The following is a 21,987-nucleotide window of genomic DNA, read 5'->3' as shown; positions in this document are numbered from 1 at the left end:
ATTAGTCTTCAAAAACTGTAAATAGCGAATCCCAGTCTATTTCATCATTAAATTGAGACAAACCTTTAAACGACTTTACCTTTGATAAATCATCAATCGTAAAGTCGTCTTGCATTGCATAAGGTACAAGATTTTCTTCCTGAAGTTTTACCGCCAGATATTCCTGTTCATATTGTCCCGGAGTTGGAATAAAAAAAGCTTTTTTGCCTAGTTTAGCCAAATCCATAACAGTTGTATAACCAGAACGACATAAAACAAAATCACTTTCATTAAAAGTCTGTTCTAATTGTTTAGAATTCATAAAGTTGTAATAAGTAACATTTCCAGCCTGCCATTTGGTTTGTGTTTTTTCCACAATTCCCTGAACAAAAACCACTTTTCCTTTGTAACCCGCTATTTCTTTTTGAAGTTTTTCATCCAGAAAAGTACGCTGCGGTTCTGGTCCTGATAAAATAATCATCAAATCGTATATCTTAGGCGTTTCCTTTTTACGCATTCTGCTCAAAGGGCCAATGTATTTCAGATTTAAATCATTGCTTTTAAGATGACCTAAATCGCCGGTAAGATTTGTTTTTTCATTTGAATCTGGAACCCAGCACTGCGAATATTTTTTTATAAAATACTGATGACATTTACTCGTAAACCAAGTAGTGTTTCCTGTCATCACATTCAACTGATGCGTCATAAAAACAGAAGGCACTTTTTTACTAAAAACACCCAATCTATTATCAGAAATTATTCCGTCAATACCATGTTTTTTAATCCAGCTGTTCACCATTTTTTTCTCATCTAAAATAGCAGCAATCATTTTTGGAAGATTTTTAATCAACTTCCATTTAAAATTTTTACCATTTTTAGCATATTCAATGTGGTAAGAAGGCAGTTCCAGTGTTTGTATATAGGGAAATTCTTTTCGCAGCAAAGCTAGTGCAACACCATCAGAAGCAATAATTGGAATAAAATTGTTTTCCTGAAGCGCCTTAATAATTGGGATGCATCTTGTGGCGTGGCCAAGTCCCCAGTTTAATGGAGCAACTAAAATTGTTTTGTTAGCAGAATAGTCAATGCTCATAGTTTAACGCTTTTTGCAAACGAAGATAAAGAAATATGTTTTTTATGTTATTTCGCACATATTACTAAATTATTAACTCAATATTTTATTTAAGGTTCTAAGGCGCGGAGGTACTAAGGTTCTAAGATTTTTGTATTTTGAAAATAAAAAAGCCGAACATAAGTTCGGCTTCAAAGTCTCTTATTTTAGAATCTTAGCACCTCAGAACCTTAGTTCCTGAGTACCTTTTCTTAGTCTTGAATATAGGTTTTATTACCATTTTTGTTGATATAGTATTTACCACCTCTTGGCCCAGTATATACTTTTTTACCATTGTATTCACCAGTAACTTTATCGGCTACTTTTGGTGCTTTTTCATTCGTTTCTTTTAAAGTTTTTGTCGCAGTCTTTTTAGCTGCAGTCGCATCTTTAGCTGCAGTTTTAGCTGTGGCATCAGCTTTTGCAGTCGTTTTCTTTACATCAGCTTTTGTACTTTCAGCTTTAGCGGTTGTTTTTTTAGCAGCGCTTGCTGTTTCCTTTTTTGCTTTTGCAGTTTCTTTATCTGCTGTTTTTTTTGCAGCTGCAGTAGTTTCTTTTTTCGCTTTAGCGGTTTCTTTTTCTGCAGTGGTTTTAGTTTTTGCAGCCTTATCAGCTGTTTTCTTAGCATCAGCAGTAGTTTTATCAGCTTTCGCTTTAGTCTTTTTAGCAGCCGTTTCGGTTTTGCTTTTAGCCGCTTTAGTTACTGTTTCCTGAGCGTAAAAATTAGTAGATAAAACTACTATGAAACAGAGCAATAATAATTTTTTCATAAGATTTTAGTTTAAATAGTATTATAAAATTAAGCAATTAATTCTTATGTTTTTTGTTAACCGCTAAAAATATGCTCTAAGCTGAACGTTGCCTGTATGCACAGTAGATCCAGCCTCACTTTTACGTCCTTGATAGTTTAAATTTACATCTAAAAACTGTGTAATATTCTTTTGCAGAAGCAGTTTCCAAACTAAATTTTGTCCCGCCTGCAAGCCTTCAAGCATTTGAAAACCTACGGATGAAAACTCGTTTCCGGTAAATTTATTTTCATAAAAAGAAAACTCACCATTTAAAGTTACTTTTTTCTCTCCAGCAAAAGAAAACGAAGTGCCCAGACGGTTTTGCATTAATGTTTCAAAATTGCCAATCTGATTTTCCTTGTTTTGAAATTCATAGAAAAAATCTAAACTAGTATTTCTTGAGAACAAATAGCTAATTTTTGGCGCAAGCTGATATCCTTTTAAATCGTAATTTTTCTCCGCAAAATCTTTAGAAATCAAGTTGGTGCTTATTGTTTTTGTAAAGAAATTAAACAACCAGCTTTTTTGATACAAATGCGTGTATTGCAATTGATGCGAATTGTTTTTGACATTCTGCGAGCCAATTGAAAGTAAACTTTTTCCGTTATTGATAAGATACGAATACGTAACAGAATGTTTCTGTTTGCCTCGATTGTAGAATAAACTGTTTCTAAAACTCGAATTCAAACCTAGAATATTTTCATCTGAAGAATAAAAAGGATTCAATTCCAACTCACCTTCACTTTTCACTTTTCGATCCATGATAAAGGAAGTTTGATTGTAGAAATAGGATATGATTTTCTTAAGCCCTTTTTCATTTTGCCATTGCAGCGGATTCAGTACAACAGATTGTGAAAATTTATTTTGATTGGTTTTGATGTAAACTCGATTCGGTAAAAAGATTCGGATAAACTTTGCCTGATCTGGAAAAGCTGCAATTTCAAATTCTTCCAGTTCCTGAATGCCATTACCATTATAATCATTCCAAGTATAAACGCCTTGCCCGGCAGGAACTTCAATATAAGTGAATTCTTGTTGAGCGATGGTTCCAGAACTGGTTTCATAAGCACTGCTTATTTGCATAAATTGGTTAAAGAATCGATCGTTATAAAGAATCCTAGAGTTTAAAGAAGGCTCATTTTTTCGGTTAGAATCTGTAAAATCAAGATTTCGATAACTTGCATAAACCGCCAAATCAGTTTTTTTATTCTGAATTAACTTCGATTTTAAATAATAAGTCTGAGAGTTATTTACATGCTGTAAAAGTCCATTTTGTAAACTGTCATTTCTTCGTTGTAAATATCCTAGTTCAACAAAAACCTTTGTACTGTCGCCGCGTCCGACAAAAGCACCATATTCAGAAAATCGCTGGCTTATCGCCGAAAACTGATTGCTAACTTTATCTTTTTCCTGATTATCTTCAAGCTGCATACTTGCTCCAATCCAGTTTTTGCCAAAATGATATTTAGTTCTAGTTTGATTTCTAATAAACTTTGAAGTCGATGCCGTTGCATCACTATTTAAAAAACTGCCTTGATTCTCGATTGTCCAATTTTTAAATTTGAATAAAGCGGTCGTGGTATGGCGAGTTCCCGAATAACTTTCGGTAAAATCCAATTTTTCAAATTGATAAGTAAATAACCCGATATTAGAAGTTTCTTTTTTGGCAAACAAATCAAAGTTTAAGCCCGTAACCAGTAAACTTTGATTTCCTAAAAGTGCTGTGTTTAAGTTCCAATCCCTATTAAATTCTATATTGTACAAGCGTTCTACAGATCTAAAATCCTTTTGAACAAATTGATAATCAGCAAAACCATCTAAAGTCCAATTTCTTGTAAAAAGACGTTTTTTAATATTTGTTTTAAAAGCAATGCCTTCGTTGTCAGAATCATCAATTGGAGAAAATAAATTTTTGTCGTTATTGCTCATGGCAATTTCAAAATCAACCAATGTTTTTTCGTTAGGATTGTATTTTCCTAAAAAAGTCGCGACCTGAATTTTTATTGGAGCGACCAGTTGTACAATTGGTTCGTAGTTTCCTTGCGGAGTGCCATTTATAGGCGGAACATATTCATAAATACGTTCAACAGAAGTATTATTTTGAATGATGTAATTTCCGAGATTATTACCCACAAGACTAAATTTTACATTGTATAAAACATCCGCTGGATTTTTTGAGTACTCATAATATTCTACAGAATTGACACTGTTTTTTTTGTACAATATTTTATTGTCAGCATAAGCATCTTCATATGCCGATGGAGCTTTCATTAAGTTTTGATTATCGCCTGCCTGCGCCAAAACCTGCACTTGTTCTGTAGAAAGATTTTGCTGTAACGGCTGGTTTTTCATGTCATTTTCGGAGTATAAATAGCCGCCAAAACTCCAGCTTTTGTTTTCGTGCGTGGCACCTGCATAAGTCACTAATCGATTGTAATTGCGTTCAGAGTATTGATATTCAACATTGATACGCATTTCTGAAGTTATCGTAAAAAGAGAAGTAAAAACAATTTCACCCGCATTATAGTCAATTACATAATCGTTGTTTTCGCCTCTTTTAAGTAAAACACCGTTTACATGAACGCGCTCTGAACCTGAAATTACTAAAACATACAATTCGCCATTCTGACCCTTAAGTTTATACGGTCCCTGATTTCCTTCCTGACCTGTAAAAGTACTTTTAGCATATTGACCTTTTACAAACGAAACCGACGCAAAAACATTAGTCTTACTTTTTTCAGTATCAAAATCAAAACTGGCAGAAAGTCCTTGAACTTTTTTGTTGAAACTTAAGAATTGTGTTTTCCGATTTTCTAGAAAAACATCACCCGCTCGAATGTTCCAGTCATCCGTAAAAAGTTCCATGAAAATATTGTCAAACTGATCTAGTTTTTGAGAATAACCACCATCTTGAAGTGGAATATTATTGTCTTGCAGAGAAGCGCGCAAACTAACTTTGTCGGATATTTTTCCGGTAATTTGTAAATCTAAATTAGAGTTTAAAACCGTATTTTGATTATTCCCAATTGTTACACCTCGAGTAATACTCCCAGAAGTATTTAAACCGTCAAATGGAGTGATTTTTTTAATATTGGAATTGTCAATTTTGTATAATTTTTCGGTATCAATATCGTTGCTTACCACTTGACTGTCTTTGTAGAAACCATATTCTTTTGTCAGGAAATCAGGATAATTGAGATAATTAACAATTAAAGTATCTGAAACAGAAGTTAGTTTTTCATTTAAAAGCAGTGTTCCTTTTTGAAAATCGACTCTATAAAAAGTAGAATCAATACGTTGGTTTTTGGAGTTTAAAAGCTCAAAAAAACTGGAGTTTATGCTGAAAGGTTCGAGGTGAATAGTATCTTTTGCAGCAACGACTTTTTTTGTTTTGTACAGCGATTCAGTTTCCTGAGCCTTAAGCCCAGAATACCAAAACAATATCACAAAAAACAGTAGTTTTTTCAACATAAACACTTTGACTCTCAAAAATCAAAAGTAGTATTTATAATCGGGAATTATTACTTCGAATATTACAGTTTGAAGTGAATTAGTTAAGGTAGCGACCTAAGGTAATAAGAACAGCCATTATCGCTAATAATACAAAAACAGAATTAGGATTTGCAAAATTGGTGGTCCAGCCAAACTCTTTAATTTTCTTTGGAGGAAAGATTCTTTTGTCTTCTGGGTTATAATAAAAAAGACCCCAAATCCAATTATTAGGATCTTTGATCCATCTTTCTTTTGTTTCTTCTGAAGGCTCTTTGTCGTTTTCCATGATTTAGGAATATTTGATCTTGTTTAATGTTTTTCTGTTAGAGTTATAAAATTAGTTAAATATTTGCAGCTATAAGAATAATCGCATTTTCTATTAAAATTAAAAAAGAAAGAAACCGAAATCATTTTTTTTTAGCTTTGTCAGGATAAACAAATTTGAATAATGGATACTGGTAAAGAACTTTTATTTTTTTTAGTGCATTGGGAGCTTTCAATGGAATTATTTTGAGTATTTATTTTTTCTTTTTCACGAAGAAAAAATACTTGACAAATTACTTCTTAGGAATGCTTTTGTTTGCATTAAGCGTAAGAATAGCAAAGTCGGTATTTGTTTATTTTCATCCAGAATTGCCAAAATTGTATTTGCAGTTAGGACTTACGGCTTGTTTTTTTATTGGACCCTGTTTGTATTATTTTCTAAAATCTGCCGTTGATGAAGTTACGATTTTACCCAAATCTTGGAAATTGACACTTTTGTTTTGGGGAATTTTAATTGCAGTCGTTGGAATAGTATATCCATACAAAACGTATCCAGAACTTTGGGGTACTTATTTTATCAGAACTATTTATTTTCAATGGTTTGTTTATATCCTTTTTTCTGCTTTTACCATTAGAAACATTTTAAAGAAAATAATCAATATAAAAGAAAAAACAACTCCGGCGGAAATATGGTTTGGAATGCTTTTTCTGGCGAATTTTTTACTGTTTCTTTTTTATTTTTTAGCAATAATGGGAGCCAGAGCGGCAGTTTATATTGGCGGAGCAGTTGTGTTTTCTTTTATTTTGTATTTGATAATTTCGATTCTTTTGTATCGAAAAAGAACAGATGATTTATTCTTATTGTACGGACAAAAAGCTTCGGGAAAGAAAATGGAAGAATCTGAAGCTGCCCTTTTACTTGAGAAACTCCAGAACAAAATGATTGAGAAAAGTTTGTATAAAAATGCAAATTTGAGCTTACAGGATTTATCAAAAGAATTAAATGTGACGCCGCATCAATTGTCTCAGTTTTTGAATAATAATCTGGGGAAGAATTTTACAAGTTATGTAAATGAATTGAGAATAAATGAAGCTTGTATAATAATAAGGTCAAATGATAAATTGACTTTAGAATCTGTTGGTTATGATGTGGGTTTTAATTCGAAATCGACATTCTTTGCCGCTTTTAAAAAACATACAGGAACTACACCTTTAAACTATCAGCTTCAAACTTTACAGGCTTAACAGAAGTATTAATTTATAAATTCGTACTCCTGATTTCGCTTTCGCTTACCTCTTTTCGTGGTTTAGAGCTGACTTTTGTCTCTGCAAAAAGTCAAATCTTAATCATTAAATTTTATGAGGTTTTTAATTCTGGTTTTCGTTTACCTATATTGTTTTCTTTTTAATAGTGCATTTTTAAAGGCGCAATCTATTCAAAAAATTTCTGGAAAAGTGGTCAATCGTAATAACGAATTGATGATGGGAACAGCTGTTGTTTTGTCTGTTCGTGATTCCTTGATTATAAAACAGCAGGATTTTTTAGACGGAGTTTTTCAATTATCTGATATTAATCAAAAAGAAGTAATTTTAAAATTGACTTCATCAGAATTTACAGATAAGCATATGAACATAAATTATTCAAATGCCGAAAATATTGATTTGAGTTCGATTATAGTTTTAGAAAGTAACAATCAGTTAAACGAAGTAGTCGTAAAAAGTCAGCCGTCATTGCTTAAATACGGTGCAAACGGTACAATCGATGTTAATGTAACCGGAACTGTTCTGGCAGCGAGCAGTTCTGTAAATGAATTGTTAGGGCGAGTTCCAAATGTTGTAGTTGCCGAAGGACAAATAAGCGTTTTGGGCAAAGGTGAAGCGATTATTTATCTCAACGGAATCTTGATAAATTATGAACGTTTTGCAGCGATTCCTGTTTCGCAGATTGCAAAAATTGAAGTAATTTCAAATCCATCAGCAAAGTACGATGCCGAAGGAAAAGCAGTTATCAATATTATTACAAAACAAAACATCGAAAATGGTATAATGGGAACGGCAAGCCAGCATGTTACCGTTTCTAAATTTGCAGGAACAAGCACCAATACCCTTTTAGATTTTAATTATACGAAAGGTAAATTTTCTTTTATAACCAATTACGGATTGCAATTGGGCAAAGGTCGAGAATTGTTGTACACCACCAGAACGCGTCCAAATCCAGATGTTTTTATGAAGTCTGCTCTAACTACAGATTGGCAAAGGCAATTTAATAATTACTCCAATTTTGGAGCTGGAATTCAATATACTTTTTCGATGAATAGTTATATTTCGCTGGCTTACAGTGGAAATATCGAAGATTTAGGCGGAGCAGTAAAAAGCAGAAATTCAATAACGAATAATTCCGGAAATAGTTTTTATGCTACAGATATTGCCAAAAATGATGTACTGCTGAATCAGTTTATTAATTTGAATTATAATCTGATAACAGATCCCAAAGGTTCGTCATTGTTTATAGGAACACAATATTCAAATTACAACGGAACGGTAAGAGATTTTATTGAAGAAAATAGTGTTGTTGAGGAAACAGAGGGCAAAAGATTTCTAAAAAATGATGTTGGAAGTACCATTAACATTATAATGGCACAAGCCGATTATTCGAGAAAAATTAGTGATAAAACAAAACTTGAACTTGGAGCTAAATTTAGTTATGCCGCTATAAAGTCTGGAACTGACTTTTTTATTGCTAATACCAATGATTTTGAATTAGACGATACTCTTTCGAGTGATTTTACATACAAGGAAAAGATTAGTGCGGCTTATTTTAATTTTGGAAGTATGCTAGGTGAAAAAGTAAATTTTTCTATTGGAGCAAGGGTAGAAAGCACAAGTTATGATTTGTATACAAATGCAAATGGGGTTCAGAAATTTGGTAAAGATTATGAGAATTTTTTTCCAAACCTCCTTTTGAATTTTAATTTATCAGAAGACTGGAAAGCACATTTTTCGTATGTTTCCAGAATTACAAGACCTCGTTACCAAGCTTTAAATCCTTATGTTATTTATCAAGATCCATTTACGACAATAGAAGGAAACCCGAATTTGCTTCCTGAAAAAACGCATGCTTTTGAAATTGGTACGATGTATAAAAAGTTTGATTTTAAAGTTGGGTACACCTACAAAATTGATCCAATTTCGGGTGCTGCATTGCGGGGCGACACGCCAAATAGCTATATTTTAAGGTCTTTAAATATCGAAAAAGAGCATACTTTTTTTACGTCGATTTCGAGATCTTTCAATGTGAAATGGTGGAATTCTACAAATACGGTAAGTATGAATTTAAGCAAATCAGTTGATAATTTTTATGAATATGCTTTAGGCCCGGTTAAGCCTCAAATTTATTTGTACTCAAATAATACTTTTACGATTCCTGATCTTTTCAAAATTCAATTATTAGCTTGGTATCTTGGCGACAAAAGCTATGGATTGCGAAGTGAAAATCCGCGCTCAACTGTAACGCTGGGTATTGAAAGAAACTTTTTTAAAGAGGCGCTAAGACTAAATTTTACGGCGAATGATATCTTTCATAAGTTTATGGTTTCTGGTGATTACGAAGTGGGGCAGACTCAAATTTATTACCACAGAACCTATACTACAAATTATTTTAAACTAATAGCAACTTATAGTTTTGGGAATTCAAAAAAGACAACTTACAAGAAAACTGAAATTGAGCAGACAGAGAATAATAGGGCGAGGTAGAAAAAAAGGCTTCACAATTAAGTGAAGCCTTTTTAAAATATATTTGAATTGAAATAATTACCTTTTACAAAGTATTAATTTAGTTCTTTAGTTACAATTTGCATGGTTTCGCGGCTGACTTGTTTTAGTAAAACTTCTTTGTTTGTTTCAACAGTCTGTGCAGCATCTTCTGTAAAGTGACGGATGGTATATAAAGTTACATTTTCGCTGTAATCTACTTTGAATTTTTTCGAAAGAATAGCATTCAAATCACTGAAATTTCCAAATTTATCTTCCACACAAACAGAGAAACTAATCGCAGAATTCTGAATTAAATTTACTTTGATTTTAAATTCATGGAATAACCCAAAAATCTCACTGATGTTTTCTTCCATAATAAAAGAGAAATCAATCGAAGAAAGAGAAATTAAAAGCTGCTCTCTTTTTACGATAAAACAAGGATATTGCGGTTCAAGATCAACACCTTTAGAAACACAAGTTCCTTTTAATAATGGGTTGATAAATGATTTTACATATAAAGGAATTTCTTTTTTCTGTAATGGCTGTAATGTTTTCGGGTGAATTACAGTGGCACCATAAAAAGCCAATTCGATTGCTTCACGATACGAAATTTGATTCAACAAACTTGCATTTTCAAAATAACGCGGGTCAGCATTCATAACTCCTGGTACATCTTTCCAGATCGTTACACTTTCGGCGTTTAAGCAATAAGCAAAAATTCCTGCAGTATAATCAGAACCCTCACGACCTAGAGTCGTAGTGAAATTATTTTCATCAGCACCTAAAAATCCTTGAGTGATGTTTAAGATTTTTCTAGGTACATTTTTGCTTATAAGCTGCTGCGTTGTTTCCCAATCTACTTCGGCATCTCTGTAGTTTGCATTTGTTTTAATGAAATTACGAACATCAAGCCATTGCGTTTGAATGCCCATGAAATTCATAAAATGACTTAAAATAGTAGTCGAGATTAACTCTCCAAAACTTACAATTTGATCATAAACAAAATTATAATTTGGAGATTTATTATGCGCTAAGAAATATTCTAATTCTGAGAATTGCGCATTCACAGCCGTAAAAACCTCGTGTTTTTCATCTTCAAACAAATCCAATAAGATTTGGTTGTGGTATTTTTTTATTTCTTGTACAGATGAATTCAGCTCTGCCGATTTATCAAAATAATTCTTGATAACAACCTCAAGAGCATTTGTGGTTTTTCCCATTGCCGAAACAACTAAAATCACATCTTCATAACCTACTTTTTGTAAAACGTCGTATACGTTTTTTATTCCTTCAGCATCTTTTACAGATGCACCACCAAATTTAAATACTCTCATTTTGTATATATGCTGTTTCTTTTATAAAATTTCAATTTTCTAAATTCCAATTCTATTTGGATTAAATTTGTAGAGACGCACCGCTATGCGTCTTTTTTTGCCACAGATTAAGGATTAAAATGATTTTACAATCTGTGTCAGTTTGCCACGAATTACACAAATTTCCACTAATTTAATTCGTGCTAATTCGTGACTCGAGCGAAAGCGAACAGGCGAAGCAAATTCGTGGCAAACTAATATTTTTATAATTTATCTAAGAACGTATTAATTCCTAACTCATCCATTTGAACAACCTGCCAGCCGTCGAGAATTTTTGCACCTGAATTCTCGTAAAATTTTACAGCAGGAGTATTCCAATCGAGAACATTCCATTCAACCCTTCTCACATTGTCTCTTTTGCCTTGTCTCATTATTTCGGCATACAATGCAGAACCAAGACCAGTACCCCGCATTTTCTCTTTTACAACTAAATCTTCTAAGTGGATTGTTTTTCCTTTCCAAGTCGAATAGCGATAATAGTACAATGCGATTCCAACAATTTCCTTTTCATTTAAATCATTTGTAATCTCAGCTACAAATACATGAAAAAGCGGTTTTTCTCCAAATCCATCACGTATTAAATCCTCTTCAGTTATAATAACCGCATCAGGTTCATTTTCGAATATTGCCAGTTCCTGTATTAATCCCAAAACATATTTCATGTCTTCAGGATTCCCTTTTCTAATATTCATAACTATCCTAATTTTATTCTTTTATCGCTCCTATATAATATTGTGTCTTTGTCAAGATCAATTTCATATATTCTTATTATTAACCGTTTATTAGCTAAAAAAGCATTTTTTTATATGCTGCTTTCAGCTATTAATTAGCAAATATACAATAGTAGTAAACTAACAAAATAATTTTTAAATCATTCTCACAAAATAAGCGATATTTGTGACTTAAAATTAAAAACTATAACGATATAGCAATGGAAGAACGCAATAAAACACTGGGAGAGTTTATTATTGAGAACCAAAAAGCATTTCAGTATTCGTCGGGGGAGCTTTCCCGAATTATCAACTCTATACGTTTGGCGGCGAAAGTCGTAAACTATAAAGTAAACAAAGCAGGTTTAGTAGATATTATTGGCGCAGCAGGCGAACAAAATATCCAAGGCGAAGACCAGCAAAAATTAGATGTCTATGCAAACGAAGTATTTATCCAGACGTTAATAAACCGTGAGATTGTCTGTGGTATTGCTTCAGAAGAAAACGACGATTTTATAACTGTTCAGGGGAGCGACAACAGTCATAATAATAAGTACGTGATCTTGATGGATCCGCTTGACGGATCATCGAATATTGATGTAAATGTTTCTTTAGGAACTATCTTTTCTGTTTTTAGAAGAGTTACTCCAATAGGAACTCCGGTAACAAGCGAGGATTTTTTACAACCGGGAATCAATCAAGTTGCAGCAGGATATGTAATTTATGGAACTTCGACTATGTTAGTGTATACAACTGGACATGGTGTAAACGGATTTACACTAAACCCGGCAATTGGTACATTTTACCTTTCGCATCCAAATATGAAATTTCCAGAAAACGGAAATATCTATTCGGTAAACGAAGGGAATTATGTTCATTTTCCGCAAGGTGTAAAAAACTACATCAAATATTGTCAGCGTGAAGAAGAAGACAGACCTTATACGTCAAGATATATTGGAAGTTTGGTTTCAGATTTTCATCGAAATATGATTAAAGGCGGAATTTATATTTATCCAACAAGTTCAAAAGCACCAAAGGGGAAATTACGTTTATTATACGAATGTAACCCAATGGCGTTTATTGCAGAACAAGCCGGAGGAAAAGCAACAGACGGTTTTGGAAGAATTATGGAAATCCAGCCAACAGAACTTCATCAAAGAGTTCCGTTTTTCTGCGGAAGCTATAAAATGGTCGAAAAGGCAGAGGAGTTTATGAAAGAAGCGCAATAGTAAACTATTTTTTTTAGACGACGCAACCTTTTTACATTTTCAACATCTTTTAAATAAAAGACTTATGAAAAAACTATCCATTTTGTTAATCTTGACCGTAACTTTATTTAGCTGTTCTAATGATGATGATTCCTCTGGAGTAAAAATTAGATTGTCGAATGCAAGTAAATTTAATTTTAAAAATATTACAGTAAATACTTCAACCGGAAATGTGAATTTCGAGGATGTAAGTTCAGGACAGAAAACAAGTTACAAAGTATTTGAGTATGCATATAGTTATGCATTTGTTGAGTTACAAATTGATGGTCAAACATATACATTGCAGCCTATTGATTATGTTGGAGAAACAACTCTTGAAAAAGGGAATTATACATATGAGATTACTGCAAATGATAGTCAAGAACGACAAGGAAAATTGGGGTTGAAATTAATTAAGGATTAATACGCCATTCTGTTTTATGAAATAGAATTGTTTAAACAATAATTGATATTTTATAATTCATAAATCTGAATACAGTACAAACAAAATAAACCCGACAAGATTTAAAATCTAGTCGGGTTTATTTTTGAGTTTTATTTAAGTTTCAATTTTAAGTCAGTATAAAAACTGAACGCTAAAATCTGAATATTATTTATTCATATTTTCCATTTCAAAAACAAAAGTATCTAAATCTACTTTTTTGTCTACTAAAGACAATGCTTTTGAAATAATGTAATTTACGTTTCCTGGAGTAAATCCTAAAGCTAATCCCATACGAGTCAACATAACTTCTTGTTGGTCTCCTAAATGATGATCAACATGAACCATTCTCGCCAAATCAAACAAACGCTCTAAACGTTGTGCATATAAATACGGCGGGTTTATTGGATGTTTCCAAGGATCAACTAAGATTTCACTGTATTCTTCTTCCGAGATTTCTAATCTTGAAGCTAATTTGTCCAAAAAGTCTTTCTCCTCAGGACTTACTTTACCGTCAGCAAATGCTACACGCACAATTGCAGAGAAATGACCTCTGTTTCTTTGTTTGAATTCGTTATCAAATAATTCTGAAAATGGCATAATTAAAAAGTGTTTTATTTCGCAAAGATAAATCTTATTTTAATTTAACAATTTTAAATTCCTCATAAATTTAACTTATTTTTATTCATTGTTTTAAGAACTGTATTTACTGAATCTTCAAAATAAATCGTATGTTTACAACCCCTAATCATTAAAATATTATTAGTTCTTATGTCAGAATTTTGGATTTACTTTCAAATAGGTTTAAAGCATGTTTTAGATATCAACGCTTACGATCATGTTCTTTTTTTAATTGCATTAACAGTTCCGTATACTTTTAAAGACTGGAAACGCATTTTGCTTTTAGTTTCCTTATTTACAATTGGTCATACCGTAGCGTTAGTACTTTCTGTTTTTGGAATAATTGCAGTAAAAGTAAATCTTGTAGAGTTTTTAATTCCAATAACAATTTTGATTACAGCTTTATATCATCTTTTTACAGCAGGAAAAGCAACTAAAAATGACGGCATAAATTTAATATTTTTTGTAACGCTGTTTTTTGGAATTATACACGGACTAGGATTTTCGAATTATTTTAAAACTATTTTAGGAGGTTCGCCAAGTTCAAAATTATTACCTTTAGGAGAATTTGCTTTAGGTATCGAAGCAGCGCAGTTAGTAGTGGTTTTTGTGGTTTTGGTAATCTCATATATTGTACAGACTGTGTTTCGTTTTTCAAAACGCGACTGGGCACTTGTGATGTCGGCTTTTATTATTGGAGTAGTAATTCCGATGATTATCGAAAGCCCAATTTGGAACAGATAAAATAAATGGAAGTAAAAAAACTTAATAAATACGATAAAGCCTATTTGAGAATCGCTAAAGAATGGAGTTTACTCTCTTATTGCAAGCGTAAACAAGTGGGTGCTATCATCGTAAAAGACAGAATGATTATTTCTGACGGCTATAATGGAACGCCTTCAGGGTTTGAAAATTGCTGTGAAGACGAAGATGGTTTAACACGCTGGGATGTTTTACATGCCGAAGCAAATGCGATCTTAAAAGTAGCGCGATCAACTCAGTCATGTGAAGGTGCAACTTTGTATATCACGCTTTCGCCATGTAAAGAATGCAGTAAATTAATACATCAATCAGGCATAAAAAGAGTAGTTTATCATAACGGATATCGTGATGACTCTGGAATTCAATTTTTAATAAAAGCGGGTGTCGAAGTAGAACATATTCCTGTTTTAGAAGAATAATGAAATTTAATCCCAAATATCTGCCCATTGTTATTGGAGCCACTTTTGCTCTAGGAACAGTACTCGGAAGTTTAATGCACACTTCTGCAGATGACCAGTTTTTGGCTAAAAATTACTCCAAAACTAAACTCAATAAACTTATCGATTTTATCAATAATGAATATGTTGACAGCATCAACACCGATTCAATTGTTAATCTTACCGTTGATAATATACTCTCAAAATTAGATCCGCATTCCGTTTATATTCCGCCAAGCGAACAGGCTGAAGTAGCCGAAAGTATGAAAGGTGATTTTGTTGGAATCGGCATCAATTTTTATATGTATAAAGATTCTGTTGCCATTATAAAACCTGTTGAAAATGGGCCTTCTGCAAAAGCAGGATTGAAATCCGGCGACCGAATTTTATTCGCAGGAAAAACTAAATTATACGGACGAAAACTGCCATCAGACAGTTTGTTCTCTAAACTAAAAGGAGCTAAAGGTTCAGAAATTGAATTGACTGTTTTTAGAAAATCTGAGCAAAAGAAGCTGAAATTTAAAATCAAAAGAGACATTATTCCAATTAAAAGTGTCGATGCTTCTTTGTTGATTGGGAATAACGTAGGTTATATAAAAATAAATCGTTTTGCCGAAACTACTTTTAACGAGTTTAAAACAGGTTTGACACGATTAAAAGAAAAGGGAATTCAGTCGCTCGTAATCGATCTTCGTGATAATGGAGGTGGTTATATGGAAGAAGCGATTGCAATTGCAGATGAATTCTTAAAAGACAAACAGTTGATTGTTTTTACCAAAAATAAAAACGGAACAACAGAAAAAACGTATGCTACAAAAGCTGGAAGTTTTGAAGCAGGGAAAGTATATGTGTTAATCAATGAAAATAGTGCTTCGGCAAGCGAAATTTTAGCAGGTGCAATTCAGGATAATGATCGTGGGACTATCGTTGGTCGCCGTTCTTTTGGAAAAGGTTTAGTACAGCGTGAAATGGATTTCAACGATGGATCGGCAGTTCGTCTTACGGTGGCAAGATATTATACACCAACTGGAAGATCAATTCAAAAACCCTATAAAAAAGGAAATGAAGCGTATTTTAAAGAATCAGAATCACGTGTTACAACTGGCGAATTGTATGCAAAAGACAGTATAAAAGTCGCAGATTCTTTAAAGTTTAAAACGCCAAAAGGTAAAATCGTATACGGCGGCGGCGGAATTGTTCCGGATGTTTTTGTACCGATGGAAGCTGAACACGGAAATGAAAATGTTGCTTATTTGCTTCAAACTGGAATAGTAGGGCATTTTGTTTTTGAAGAATTAGATAAAAACCGAAGCGCTTTTAAAGATGCTCATTTTAATGAGTTTCTGGCGCAGATGAAAAATTCTGACGACTACTTTAAGAAGTTTAAAAAATACATTTCGTTAACCGGTTTAGATCTAAAGTTAGATAAAACCAAAGCATTGGTAAATAGATATATTACTGCAGAATTTGCCAGACAATTGTATGGAGAAATGTATTATTATGATGTTATTTTGAAAGATGACGCCATGATAAAAACAATTTTAAATCCGAAAAAGTAATCATAAACCTTTTTAATATGGAAGTAGTAACTGTTGTAAATGCCGAAATCGAACTTCTGACTGCTGTTAAAAATGCTGATGTTTTAGTATTAGAAAGAATGCTTCATGACGATTTGTTGTTCAATTTGCCTGATGGCAATACAATTACAAAACAGTTTGATCTCGATTCTTATCGTTCGGGTAAAATGAAAATTGATATGATTGAGGCTTCTGATCAAATTATTAATTTAATTGGCGATTCGGCTGTCGTTGTTGTTACAGTTTCATTAAAAGGAAAATTTGATAATAACCCGATTGATGGTGTTTTGAGATACATTCGTGTTTGGAAACAGTTTGGCGAAGATCTAAAAGTGATCGCTGGAAGCTGCGCGCAGTTAGCGTAAATTTTCAAAACAAGACTTTGCTTACTTTTCGTTATTATTAGCTCTCAAGATTGCGGATAAATCACAAAATATGAAAAATCTAAAAAAGATAAGTTTCCTTTTACTTCTAATAGCTTTTGCAATTTCTTGTGCAAGTATGAAAGATAAAAATACAATTTCGGGAAAAGTTCGATCCATTGAATTTGGAAAGGATGGGTATACAGCTAAAATCAATACGGCTAAAAACGAAGTTTATTTTGCGACAATCAGTATTGTAAATGTTGGCGGTCCAGAAAATTACAAGAAATTAAAAGAAGGCGATGAGGTTTCTGTAAAAGGAGAGATCTGGAAAACGGATACAGAGAAATATATCAAAGTAAAAGAAATCGTTTCGGTAAAATAACAGAAACGGTTTAAAATTTTATCTAATGCTATCATGTGCGTGAGTTTGTACGCCGTTATTCCATAAAGTAAGAATATCTGTTGCAACAGCCGCGCCGCTTCCTGCAGCAATGGCTAATTGGCTTCTCCAGCCTGCCAAAGTTCCAATTACATAAATGCCTTCGGCTACTTTATGATCGTCGTTTTTAAGCTGAATACGTTGTTTTTCGGGAAGTGCTTTTTTATGAGGTTCAATATACTGCATCAAACCTTCAATGTCAAAAGTATTTGCAGAACCAATTCCAATAACAATGTTTTTTGTTTGGTAGGAATTTTTATTGGTAATTACAGTAAACTCAGGATAAGTTCCTTCTACTTTAATTACTTTTTCATTTGCGATTTGAGTAATATGCGGATAAGAAGCTGCTAAATCTTGTGTGCTTTCTGTTAGTAATTCAGAACCTAATTTTCCAGGTGAAATACCATAAGCATTGTAAAAAATAGCTTCTTGTAAAGAAGAATTCTTTTGATGTGTAAAGATTCCAATTTTTTTATCGGTAACAAAAGCTTTGTTTTTGGCAGAACCCAAAACAAGGGCACAAGAAATCCCTGAGACTCCTCCACCGACAATTAAAACGTCAAACATATATTATCGACCGTTTGTTTTTTCTTCAATTCTTTTTGAAATTCTAAAAATCAAAAGAATCAATACTGCGCAGAAAGAAGCTGCGATTCCAATAAAAGCTACCATACTATCACCTTGAAAAGGATTTTTAAAGTCTAATAACGTAATATTAAAAACAATTAGAGCTAATGCTAGAAGCACTAAGATTGAAGTAAAGATTTTCATATGCTTATTTATTTGTCTAAAATAGTAAAAAGGAACTTTAAGTTAAAAAAAAGTCTTAAAGTTCTGTTTTAGAAATTTTATGAGGTAAAAGTATAAAAATAAATCTTAGACAAACAAACCTTTAACATTAGCAGCAAATAATTTAACAGCAATTGCTAAAAGTATGACTCCAAATGTCTTGCGAACCACGCCAAGTCCGTTTTCTCCTAATAAATTTTCGATTTTTTTAGACGATTTCAAAACAATATAAACTAAGACAATGTTTAGTATGATTGCAATGATAATATTAACCGTATGAAATTGAGATCGAAGCGAGAGTAAAGTAGTCATTGTACCTGCTCCGGCTATCAATGGAAAAGCAAGCGGAACAATTGAGGCTGATCCGGGTTCTTCGTCACGGTAAATTCTAATTCCTAAGATCATTTCTAAAGCAAGAAAAAATAATACAAACGAACCTGCAACAGCAAACGAGTGTACATCAATACCAATCAGGCTCAAAAAACCTTCGCCGACAAATAGAAAAACGATCATGATAGCACCGGCTACTATAGAGGCTTTTTCAGATTCGATGTGGCCTACTTTAGCTCTTAAATTTACTATAATAGGAATAGAGCCTACAATATCGATTACGGCAAAAAGGACCATTCCAACAGTAATAATTTCTTTAAAGTCGATTTCTAGCATATAGTTCTGATTTTAAGCGATTAATAATTTGCTGCAAAAGTAGGTAATAAAGTTATGTGATTTTTTGTTACGTTGTATTTTTGTTATAAAAACACATATTATACGTGTAAAATGTGATATTTATAACAATGTTATGTTTCAATTGTTGATTTAGAGAGAAAGAGACGGATAATTTTTGAACTTAATTTTTTTCAGCTTGTTTTTAAAAAATCGAATAAAATCAAACGTTAAAAATTATAACTTACTGAAAATCAATTAGTAAATTTGTTTGTAATTTTAAGTTTATTGATCATGGAAAGAATGCGGTTGGTTGTAGTACTCTTGGTTCTGTTGTTTTCATTCAATAGTTCGCAAGCTCAAATTTGGCAGCAAATTAAAAAAGCTGCAGAAGATAAGGCTGGTAAAAAAGGCCAAAGCGACAGTGGTAAAGCTGTTGATCAAAATGTAAATATGAATGATGCGATCTTGAATTATGGAAAAAATAAAGTAGATCCGTCAGTTGTGCCAAATTCCTATAATTTTAGCTGGAAATATGTTATGGAAATTAAAACCGGCGAAGGAAAGGCAATGAATGCTGATTATTTTTTGGAACCTAATGCGGCTTATTTTGCAATGAATATCGATCAGGGAAAAGGGCAGAGTATGTTGATGATTATGGATTCTAAGAATAATATAACGGTGACAGGTTTTGGTAACGGTAAAGAAAAAATGGCTTCGGCTTCAAAAATGCCGGATTATTCAGAAATGGCAAAAAAAGAAAGTGAGAAGACTAAATTTACCATTAAGACATTGCCTAACAAAACTTTTTTAGGGTACAATTGCAAAGGAATTCAAATGACAAATGATGAGCATGATATTATTTGCTATTACACAAGCGAAGCTAAAGTGAGTTTTGGTGATATGTTTAAAAATCAAAAAGGCTGGAAAATGCCCGAGGCTTTTACAAATTATTTTAAACCAGAAGATAAAACGTTATTAATGGATATGACGATGAAGGATTTGAAGAATAAAGGAAAAGTGACTACAATGAAATGTGTAAGTTTAGAAAAAAGTGCTTACGTATTTAATAAGGCTGACTACAAATTTATGTAGATAAAATAGTAACATTCTAAATTAGTTTGGTTTAAGAACATAAGTGTGGGAGTGATTTTTATTTCCTGAATCTTTAGTTACCTTTGCAAAATGTTTCAACTAGGAAAAACCATCGTATCAGAGGATATACTCGAAAAAGAATTTGTTTGTAATTTATCAGCATGCAAAGGGGCTTGCTGCGTCGACGGCGATGCAGGTGCGCCTTTAAGTGAAGCTGAAACTAAGATTTTAGAAGAAATTTATCCTAAAGTAAAACCTTTTTTAAGAAAAGAAGGAATTGACGCAATCGAAGCGCAAGGTACTTGGGTAAAAGGAACTGACGGAGATCTAGAAACGACTTTGATTGATAACAAGGATTGTGCTTATGTTATTTTTGACGGGAAAACGGCACTTTGCGGAATTGAGCAAGCTTATAATCAAGGAATCGTAGATTGGAAAAAACCAGTTTCTTGTCATTTATACCCAATTCGTGTAAAAGACTTCACAGAGTTTGCTGCTGTCAATTATGATAAGTGGGATATTTGTGATGATGCGTGTTCTTTGGGTAAAGAATTAGAAGTTCCCGTGTATAAATTTGTTAAAGAAGCATTGATTCGCCGCTTTGGAGAAGATTGGTATTTGGAGCTTGAAAAAGTAGCCGAAGAACTTAAAAATTCGTAAAAATTCGGCAAGGCTTATCGTTGTTGAAAAGTGATTCGTTTTTACTCACAAAAAGGAAAGCCGAGCCTCAAAAAAAACTTTAAAAACATTTTAGAATTCCTTGCTTTTTATTTCAAAAAGTCTATATTTTACAGGGCTTCAAGATGTATATTCAGTATTTAAATCATTCATTTACAGAGAATTGATTGTTGTATGAAAAACATTTCAATTTTTCATCGTTGTTAAAAACTACGCCCGATTGTGAATAAGTTTGGCTTTTATTTTTGGCAGCAATTAACAATCTTTGTAGTGTATTGAATTAGAAAAAATTCAGTAAAAATTATTAAAAAAATTGTCATGTCACAAGTCGAACCAATACTACAAGAAAATAAAAATCGTTTCGTTATTTTTCCTATCAAACATCATGATATTTGGGAATGGTATAAGAAAATGGAGGCTAGTTTCTGGACTGCAGAAGAAATCGATTTACACCAAGACTTGACAGATTGGAATAACAAGTTAAGTGATGATGAAAGATATTTCATCAAACATATTTTGGCATTCTTTGCAGCTTCTGACGGAATCGTAAATGAGAATCTTGCTGAGAATTTTGTAAATGAGGTTCAATATGCTGAGGCTAAGTTTTTCTATGGTTTTCAAATCATGATGGAAAATATTCATAGTGAAACGTATTCTTTATTAATTGACACTTACGTAAAAGACGAAGCAGAAAAAGCAGAATTGTTTAATGCTTTGGAAGTTTTTCCTGCAATTGGTAAAAAAGCAGAATGGGCTTTAAAATGGATCGAATCTGATTCATTTGCTGAAAGACTTATTGCTTTTGCTGCTGTTGAAGGTATTTTCTTCTCTGGTGCTTTCTGTTCTATTTATTGGTTGAAAAAACGTGGTTTAATGCCAGGTTTAACTTTCTCTAATGAATTGATTTCTCGTGACGAAGGCGTACATTGTGATTTTGCAGTTCACCTGCACAATCATCACTTAGTGAATAAAGTTCCAAAAGACAGAATTAAAGAAATCATTGTTGATGCTTTAAATATTGAAAGAGAATTTGTAACAGAATCTCTTCCGGTAAGTTTAATTGGAATGAACGCTACTTTAATGACGCAATATCTAGAATTCGTTGCTGATAGATTATTAGTAGAATTAGGCTGTGAACGTGTTTATGGATCGGCGAACCCGTTTGACTTCATGGACATGATCTCTCTTCAAGGAAAAACCAATTTCTTTGAAAAACGTGTTGCAGAGTATCAAAAATCGGGTGTGATGAACACAGACAGCGATGCTCAGAAAATTTCATTTGATGCAGATTTTTAGACAACAAAAATAATTTCAGTGTTATTTAAACCCTGAAAAGAATAAAACTTTTACAAGTATTTTTTTAGATTGAATCTCTTTCCCCAATCGAAGATTCAATGAC

General features: G+C 32.7%; 22 protein-coding genes. 12 read left to right on the top strand and 10 right to left on the bottom strand.

Features of this window, described 5'->3' with window-relative positions; genetic code table 11:
* Position 1: 1 nt before the first annotated feature.
* The 4 genes from BOW57_RS02940 to BOW57_RS02925 form a co-directional block, all read right to left on the bottom strand.
* Positions 2–1,072, bottom strand: coding sequence for a glycosyltransferase (locus BOW57_RS02940; protein WP_129052989.1), 1,071 nt, complete (start codon positions 1,070–1,072; stop codon positions 2–4).
* A 230-nt stretch (positions 1,073–1,302) separates the two neighbouring features.
* The gene (locus tag BOW57_RS02935; protein ID WP_129052988.1) at positions 1,303–1,860 is read right to left on the bottom strand and encodes a hypothetical protein; all 558 of its coding nucleotides are present in this window, start codon (positions 1,858–1,860) and stop codon (positions 1,303–1,305) included.
* Positions 1,861–1,923: 63 nt separating this feature from the next.
* Entirely contained in the window at positions 1,924–5,352 is a 3,429-nt protein-coding gene (locus BOW57_RS02930) for a hypothetical protein (RefSeq protein ID WP_129052987.1), read from the bottom strand.
* A 79-nt stretch (positions 5,353–5,431) separates the two neighbouring features.
* Entirely contained in the window at positions 5,432–5,659 is a 228-nt protein-coding gene (locus tag BOW57_RS02925) for a DUF5808 domain-containing protein (protein ID WP_129052986.1), read from the bottom strand.
* A 263-nt stretch (positions 5,660–5,922) separates the two neighbouring features.
* Here BOW57_RS02925 and BOW57_RS02920 point away from each other — a divergent pair, with 263 nt between their 5' ends.
* Both BOW57_RS02920 and BOW57_RS02915 read left to right on the top strand, forming a co-directional pair.
* A complete protein-coding gene (locus BOW57_RS02920; RefSeq protein ID WP_241687367.1) occupies positions 5,923–6,882 on the top strand; it encodes an AraC family transcriptional regulator in 960 nt (319 codons plus the stop codon).
* A 114-nt stretch (positions 6,883–6,996) separates the two neighbouring features.
* The gene (locus tag BOW57_RS02915) at positions 6,997–9,390 is read left to right on the top strand and encodes a TonB-dependent receptor domain-containing protein (RefSeq protein ID WP_164973660.1); all 2,394 of its coding nucleotides are present in this window, start codon (positions 6,997–6,999) and stop codon (positions 9,388–9,390) included.
* A 74-nt stretch (positions 9,391–9,464) separates the two neighbouring features.
* Here the strand turns inward: BOW57_RS02915 and BOW57_RS02910 are convergent, their stop codons facing one another.
* Positions 9,465–10,724 carry an aspartate kinase gene (locus BOW57_RS02910; RefSeq protein WP_129024515.1) on the bottom strand — a complete coding sequence of 420 codons (1,260 nt, stop codon included), beginning with the start codon at positions 10,722–10,724 and terminating at the stop codon, positions 9,465–9,467.
* 242 nt (positions 10,725–10,966) lie between these two features.
* Positions 10,967–11,455, bottom strand: coding sequence for a GNAT family N-acetyltransferase (locus tag BOW57_RS02905; protein WP_129052985.1), 489 nt, complete (start codon positions 11,453–11,455; stop codon positions 10,967–10,969).
* A 239-nt stretch (positions 11,456–11,694) separates the two neighbouring features.
* Between BOW57_RS02905 and fbp the strand changes: the two genes are divergently transcribed.
* Positions 11,695–12,702: a class 1 fructose-bisphosphatase gene (fbp, locus tag BOW57_RS02900; RefSeq protein ID WP_089054286.1), complete on the top strand. Its 1,008-nt coding sequence runs from the start codon at positions 11,695–11,697 to the stop codon at positions 12,700–12,702.
* 64 nt (positions 12,703–12,766) lie between these two features.
* On the top strand, positions 12,767–13,144 hold the full coding sequence (locus tag BOW57_RS02895) for a hypothetical protein (protein ID WP_129052984.1): 378 nt from the start codon (positions 12,767–12,769) through the stop codon (positions 13,142–13,144).
* Positions 13,145–13,330: 186 nt separating this feature from the next.
* On the opposite strand, the gene BOW57_RS02890 is transcribed toward BOW57_RS02895, so the two are convergent.
* Positions 13,331–13,762, bottom strand: a complete 432-nt coding sequence (locus BOW57_RS02890) for a TerB family tellurite resistance protein (RefSeq protein WP_089054284.1) — start codon at positions 13,760–13,762, stop codon at positions 13,331–13,333.
* 171 nt (positions 13,763–13,933) lie between these two features.
* On the opposite strand from BOW57_RS02890, the gene BOW57_RS02885 reads away from it, so the two are divergent.
* From BOW57_RS02885 to BOW57_RS02865, 5 genes are all read left to right on the top strand, one after another.
* Entirely contained in the window at positions 13,934–14,527 is a 594-nt protein-coding gene (locus BOW57_RS02885; protein WP_089054283.1) for a HupE/UreJ family protein, read from the top strand.
* A 5-nt stretch (positions 14,528–14,532) separates the two neighbouring features.
* On the top strand, positions 14,533–14,964 hold the full coding sequence (locus BOW57_RS02880; RefSeq protein WP_089054282.1) for a dCMP deaminase family protein: 432 nt from the start codon (positions 14,533–14,535) through the stop codon (positions 14,962–14,964).
* The gene (locus BOW57_RS02875; RefSeq protein ID WP_129052983.1) at positions 14,964–16,541 is read left to right on the top strand and encodes a S41 family peptidase; all 1,578 of its coding nucleotides are present in this window, start codon (positions 14,964–14,966) and stop codon (positions 16,539–16,541) included. The genes BOW57_RS02880 and BOW57_RS02875 overlap by 1 nt, the downstream gene beginning before the upstream one ends.
* A gap of 17 nt (positions 16,542–16,558) precedes the next feature.
* Positions 16,559–16,924: a nuclear transport factor 2 family protein gene (locus BOW57_RS02870; RefSeq protein ID WP_129052982.1), complete on the top strand. Its 366-nt coding sequence runs from the start codon at positions 16,559–16,561 to the stop codon at positions 16,922–16,924.
* Between the two features lie 70 nt (positions 16,925–16,994).
* Positions 16,995–17,306 (top strand): hypothetical protein, encoded by a 312-nt coding sequence (locus BOW57_RS02865; RefSeq protein ID WP_129052981.1) that lies wholly within the window; start codon positions 16,995–16,997, stop codon positions 17,304–17,306.
* Positions 17,307–17,324: 18 nt separating this feature from the next.
* Here BOW57_RS02865 and BOW57_RS02860 read toward each other — a convergent pair whose 3' ends face one another.
* The 3 genes from BOW57_RS02860 to BOW57_RS02850 all read right to left on the bottom strand — a co-directional run bounded on the left by BOW57_RS02860 (position 17,325) and on the right by BOW57_RS02850 (position 18,818).
* The gene (locus BOW57_RS02860) at positions 17,325–17,930 is read right to left on the bottom strand and encodes an FAD-dependent oxidoreductase (RefSeq protein WP_089054278.1); all 606 of its coding nucleotides are present in this window, start codon (positions 17,928–17,930) and stop codon (positions 17,325–17,327) included.
* A 3-nt stretch (positions 17,931–17,933) separates the two neighbouring features.
* The gene (locus BOW57_RS02855; RefSeq protein WP_026728410.1) at positions 17,934–18,134 is read right to left on the bottom strand and encodes a hypothetical protein; all 201 of its coding nucleotides are present in this window, start codon (positions 18,132–18,134) and stop codon (positions 17,934–17,936) included.
* 105 nt (positions 18,135–18,239) lie between these two features.
* The gene (locus BOW57_RS02850) at positions 18,240–18,818 is read right to left on the bottom strand and encodes a MarC family protein (protein WP_129052980.1); all 579 of its coding nucleotides are present in this window, start codon (positions 18,816–18,818) and stop codon (positions 18,240–18,242) included.
* A gap of 291 nt (positions 18,819–19,109) precedes the next feature.
* Here BOW57_RS02850 and BOW57_RS02845 point away from each other — a divergent pair, with 291 nt between their 5' ends.
* From BOW57_RS02845 to BOW57_RS02835, 3 genes are all read left to right on the top strand, one after another.
* Entirely contained in the window at positions 19,110–19,910 is an 801-nt protein-coding gene (locus tag BOW57_RS02845; RefSeq protein ID WP_089054276.1) for a DUF4412 domain-containing protein, read from the top strand.
* A 90-nt stretch (positions 19,911–20,000) separates the two neighbouring features.
* Positions 20,001–20,570, top strand: a complete 570-nt coding sequence (locus tag BOW57_RS02840; RefSeq protein ID WP_089054275.1) for a DUF3109 family protein — start codon at positions 20,001–20,003, stop codon at positions 20,568–20,570.
* Between the two features lie 336 nt (positions 20,571–20,906).
* Positions 20,907–21,884, top strand: a complete 978-nt coding sequence (locus tag BOW57_RS02835; RefSeq protein ID WP_089054274.1) for a ribonucleotide-diphosphate reductase subunit beta — start codon at positions 20,907–20,909, stop codon at positions 21,882–21,884.
* Positions 21,885–21,987: the final 103 nt, after the last annotated feature.

It is taken from the genome of Flavobacterium sp. YO64 (genome assembly GCF_004119505.1).
GTDB lineage: Bacteria > Bacteroidota > Bacteroidia > Flavobacteriales > Flavobacteriaceae > Flavobacterium > Flavobacterium oncorhynchi.
This window is presented reverse-complemented; position numbering and strand designations above follow the sequence as displayed.

Excerpts from the sequence above, each read along its gene's own strand:
- BOW57_RS02940 (WP_129052989.1), bottom strand. The coding sequence starts at position 1,072 with ATGAGCATTGACTATTCTGCTAACAAAACAATTTTAGTTGCTCCATTA.
- BOW57_RS02935 (WP_129052988.1), bottom strand. The coding sequence starts at position 1,860 with ATGAAAAAATTATTATTGCTCTGTTTCATAGTAGTTTTATCTACTAAT.
- BOW57_RS02930 (WP_129052987.1), bottom strand. The coding sequence starts at position 5,352 with ATGTTGAAAAAACTACTGTTTTTTGTGATATTGTTTTGGTATTCTGGG.
- BOW57_RS02925 (WP_129052986.1), bottom strand. The coding sequence starts at position 5,659 with ATGGAAAACGACAAAGAGCCTTCAGAAGAAACAAAAGAAAGATGGATC.
- BOW57_RS02915 (WP_164973660.1), top strand. The coding sequence starts at position 6,997 with ATGAGGTTTTTAATTCTGGTTTTCGTTTACCTATATTGTTTTCTTTTT.
- BOW57_RS02910 (WP_129024515.1), bottom strand. The coding sequence starts at position 10,724 with ATGAGAGTATTTAAATTTGGTGGTGCATCTGTAAAAGATGCTGAAGGA.
- BOW57_RS02905 (WP_129052985.1), bottom strand. The coding sequence starts at position 11,455 with ATGAATATTAGAAAAGGGAATCCTGAAGACATGAAATATGTTTTGGGA.
- fbp (WP_089054286.1), top strand. The coding sequence starts at position 11,695 with ATGGAAGAACGCAATAAAACACTGGGAGAGTTTATTATTGAGAACCAA.
- BOW57_RS02895 (WP_129052984.1), top strand. The coding sequence starts at position 12,767 with ATGAAAAAACTATCCATTTTGTTAATCTTGACCGTAACTTTATTTAGC.
- BOW57_RS02890 (WP_089054284.1), bottom strand. The coding sequence starts at position 13,762 with ATGCCATTTTCAGAATTATTTGATAACGAATTCAAACAAAGAAACAGA.
- BOW57_RS02885 (WP_089054283.1), top strand. The coding sequence starts at position 13,934 with ATGTCAGAATTTTGGATTTACTTTCAAATAGGTTTAAAGCATGTTTTA.
- BOW57_RS02880 (WP_089054282.1), top strand. The coding sequence starts at position 14,533 with ATGGAAGTAAAAAAACTTAATAAATACGATAAAGCCTATTTGAGAATC.
- BOW57_RS02875 (WP_129052983.1), top strand. The coding sequence starts at position 14,964 with ATGAAATTTAATCCCAAATATCTGCCCATTGTTATTGGAGCCACTTTT.
- BOW57_RS02870 (WP_129052982.1), top strand. The coding sequence starts at position 16,559 with ATGGAAGTAGTAACTGTTGTAAATGCCGAAATCGAACTTCTGACTGCT.
- BOW57_RS02865 (WP_129052981.1), top strand. The coding sequence starts at position 16,995 with ATGAAAAATCTAAAAAAGATAAGTTTCCTTTTACTTCTAATAGCTTTT.
- BOW57_RS02860 (WP_089054278.1), bottom strand. The coding sequence starts at position 17,930 with ATGTTTGACGTTTTAATTGTCGGTGGAGGAGTCTCAGGGATTTCTTGT.
- BOW57_RS02855 (WP_026728410.1), bottom strand. The coding sequence starts at position 18,134 with ATGAAAATCTTTACTTCAATCTTAGTGCTTCTAGCATTAGCTCTAATT.
- BOW57_RS02850 (WP_129052980.1), bottom strand. The coding sequence starts at position 18,818 with ATGCTAGAAATCGACTTTAAAGAAATTATTACTGTTGGAATGGTCCTT.
- BOW57_RS02845 (WP_089054276.1), top strand. The coding sequence starts at position 19,110 with ATGGAAAGAATGCGGTTGGTTGTAGTACTCTTGGTTCTGTTGTTTTCA.
- BOW57_RS02840 (WP_089054275.1), top strand. The coding sequence starts at position 20,001 with ATGTTTCAACTAGGAAAAACCATCGTATCAGAGGATATACTCGAAAAA.
- BOW57_RS02835 (WP_089054274.1), top strand. The coding sequence starts at position 20,907 with ATGTCACAAGTCGAACCAATACTACAAGAAAATAAAAATCGTTTCGTT.